The organism is Pseudomonas sp. Sample_9, assembly GCF_004307535.1.
Taxonomy (GTDB): domain Bacteria; phylum Pseudomonadota; class Gammaproteobacteria; order Pseudomonadales; family Pseudomonadaceae; genus Aquipseudomonas; species Aquipseudomonas mercuritolerans.
Window position 1 is genome coordinate 25,042 of sequence record NZ_RAZO01000318.1, and the last position, 3,547, is coordinate 28,588.

The following is a 3,547-nucleotide window of genomic DNA, read 5'->3' on the forward strand; positions in this document are numbered from 1 at the left end:
CCGGAGCAGACCTATCAGGCCCTGCACGATTACGGCGTGACCATCGCCTGCTTCCCGCCAGCCTATCTCAAGCAACTCGCCGAGTACGCCGCCGCCAGCGGCATCGCGCCGCCACCGGTACGCATCTACTGCTTCGGTGGCGATGCGGTGCCGGAGCAGACTTTCGAACAGGTGAAAGCGGCGTTGCGTCCGCAGTACTTCACCAACGGCTACGGCCCGACCGAAACCGTGGTCACGCCGATGCTCTGGAAAGTCGCCATCAGCCAGCACTGCGAAGCGGCGTATGCGCCGATCGGCCGCGCGGTCGGTGCGCGCTCGCTGTACGTGCTCGACGACGATCTGAATCCGCTGCCGCCGGGTTTTGCCGGTGAGTTGTACATCGGCGGTTACGGCGTCGCTCGCGGTTATCACGGGCGCCCCGACCTGACCGGCGAACGCTTCGTGCCCAACCCGTTTGAGCCCGGCGAGCGCCTGTACCGCAGCGGCGATCTGGTGCGCCGTCGCGCGGACGGCGTGGTCGATTACGTCGGGCGCATCGACCATCAGGTCAAGGTGCGCGGCTTCCGCATCGAGCTGGGCGAAGTCGAGGCCAGCCTGCGTCAGTTGCCGGCGGTCAGCGATGCGCTGGTGATTGCCCGCGACAATGCCTCCGGCAAGCAACTGATCGGCTACGTGGTCACCGCCAGCGGCGAAGACATCGGCGATGAACTCAAGGCCGGGCTGCGCGCTTCGCTGCCGGAATACATGGTGCCGGCGCAGATCGTCTGCCTCAGCGCATTCCCGGTTACGCCCAACGGTAAGCTCGATCGCAAGGCCCTGCCGGAGCCGGAGTTCAAAAGCGACGAATATGTTGCCCCGCGCACCGGGCAGGAACGCCTGCTGGCGGAAATCTGGGCGCAGGTGTTGCAGGTCGAGCAGGTCGGTATCAGCGACAATTTCTTCGAACTGGGCGGCGATTCGATCCTCAGCCTGCAAGTGATCTCGCGGGTGCGAAACCACCCGACGCTGCAAATGGAGCTGAAGCTGCGCGATCTGATGCGCTATCAAACCATCGCCGGCATTCTCGAGCAGCAAGTGGCGAAGGAGGGCGCCGGGCAAGCGTCGCCTGACCTGACTCAGGTTGCCGCAGAGGGCGCGTTCAATCTGCTGCCGATTCAGCAATGGTTCTTCGCCGAAGGCATGGTCGAGGCGCATCACTACAACCAGTCGTTGCTGCTCAGCGCACGTCAGTCGCTGGATCTCGATGCACTGGAACAAGCGCTGGGCTTGATCGAACAACATCACGATTCGCTGCGCCTGCGTTTTTCCAACGACGGCGGGCGCTGGTTGCAGCGCTATAGCACCAGCGCCTCCGACGAGGCTGTGCTGTGGCGCCGTGAAGCGCAAAGCAGCGAAGAGGTCGAAGCCTTGGCCAACCTCGCGCAGCGCAGCCTCAAGCTCGATGACGGGCCGGTCTGGCGGGTCATGCATGTGGCCTTGCCGGATGGCCAGGCGCGGTTGCTGGTGGTAATTCATCACCTGGTGGTCGACACCGTGTCGTGGCGGATTCTGCTCGACGATCTGAAAGTCGCTTATGAGGCGTGCGTGCAGGGGCTGGCGCCGCAGCTGCCGATTCGCACCAGCAGTTACCGTTCGTTTGCCGAGGCATTGCAGGCGCAGGCGCCGGTGATTGCCGAGCAGGAATTGAACTATTGGCTGGAGCAACTGGATCAACCGGGCGTTGATCTGCCGTGCGACAACCCGCGCGGCAAGAACCTTGTGCGGCAACAGGCGCAGGCACGGCTCAAACTGTCCCGCGAGCACACCGAACAACTGCTCAAACAGGCCCCGGCGGTGTACGGCACGCAGATCAACGACCTGCTGTTGTCAGCGCTCAGCCGTGCCCTGTGCCGCTGGAGCCAGCAACCGTCGGCGCTGATTCTGCTCGAAGGGCACGGGCGCGAAGACCTCTTCGAATCGATCGACCTGAGCCGCAGCCTCGGCTGGTTCACCAGCATGTTCCCGGTGCGTTTGCGCCCGGACAGCGACGACATCGGCCAGTCGATCATCGATGTGCAGGCGCAACTGGCGGGCGTACCGCAGAAGGGCATCGGCTATGGCGTGCTGCGTCATCTGGCCGAGCCGGACATTTCGGCGCAACTGGCTGCATTGCCGCAGGCACGGGTGACCTTCAACTACCTCGGGCAGTTCGACCAGAGCTTCGATGAACAGGCGTTGCTGGTGCCGGCACTGGAAGAGACCGGCGACAACTACAGCCTCAAGGCGAACCTGGGCAACTGGCTGGAAATTGTCGGCCAGGTCTATGACGGCCAACTGGCCTTGCGCTGCATCTACAGCAGTCAGCGTTACCGCGCCGGCACCATGGATGCGCTGATGAGCGATTACCAGCGCGAGCTTGAAGCGTTGATCGAACATTGCATGGCGCGGGTGGGGTGATCACCCGGCCTTTTGCGCGGGCGCTGCCCAGGCGCGCCCGTCTTCTTGCGGATACAAGGATTTTTATCGATGTCGTTACACCCTGATCTGGAAGCTTTCCTCGACCTGGCGCAAGACAGCCAGGACGCCGGCCTGCCGGCCATGCACCAACTAACCCCGAGCGAAGCCCGCGCCACCTTCGAACAGACCACCGCGCAACTGCGCTGGCCGGCGCCGCAGGATCTTGAAGTCACCGAGATCGAAACACAGGCCCGTGACGGTGCGGCGCTGGCGTTACGTTTGTATCGGCCCAACGGTGTTGAATCGCCGCTGCCGGTGCTGGTGTATTTCCACGGTGGCGGGTTTGTGGTCGGCAGTCTGGATTCCCACGACGGCGTCTGCCGCGAGTTTTGCCAGCGCACGCCGTGTGCGGTGCTCTCGGTCGGTTATCGACTGGCGCCGGAGCATCGCTTTCCGACGGCGCTGGAGGATGGCGAGGACGCTTTGGCCTGGCTGGCCGAACAGGCTGCGAGCCTGGGCCTGGATGGTTCGCGCGTTGCGTTTGGTGGCGACAGCGCGGGCGCCACGTTGGCGACGGTGCTGGCGATTCAGGCGGTGCGGCAGCCGCACACGGTGGCTATCGCGCCGAAGGCGCAGTTGTTGTGTTATCCGGTGACCGATGCTTCGCGGGTGCATGATTCGCGGCTGTTGTTTGGCGAGGGGTATTTGCTCGAGAACGACACGCTGGAGTGGTTTTATCAGCACTATGCGCGAGGGCCGGAGGATTATCTGGATTGGCGTTTTTCGCCGTTGCTGGCGGAGGATTTGCGTGGGGTTGCGCCGGCCATTGTGGTATTGGCCGGGTTTGATCCGTTGCTGGATGAGGGGCAGGCTTATGTCGACAGGCTGCGCGGGCAGGGGGTTGAGGTCGATGTCGAGGTTTGTGCCGGGTTGACTCATGATTTGTTGCGGTTGGGGGCGGTGGTGCCTGGGGTTCTGGAGGTTTATCTGAGGGTTGGTGGGGCGCTTGCGCGGGCTCTTGAGATTGGGTGAATATCCGTTGCTTCGGTAGCGGCTGCTGGCGGTTTCGCCTGACGGCGACTTACTTTTTTACAAGCGCCAAAAAAAGTAA

Annotated in this window: 2 protein-coding genes; both read left to right on the top strand. The window is 63.3% G+C overall.

All coding sequences use genetic code 11. From position 1 onward, the window contains the following. A partial coding sequence (locus tag D6877_RS29970) for a condensation domain-containing protein (protein WP_241662918.1) occupies positions 1-2,436 on the top strand: 2,436 nt, incomplete at its 5' end. 69 nt (positions 2,437-2,505) lie between these two features. Next, entirely contained in the window at positions 2,506-3,468 is a 963-nt protein-coding gene (locus D6877_RS17475) for an alpha/beta hydrolase (protein ID WP_130911583.1), read from the top strand. The last annotated feature ends 79 nt before the right edge of the window (positions 3,469-3,547 follow it).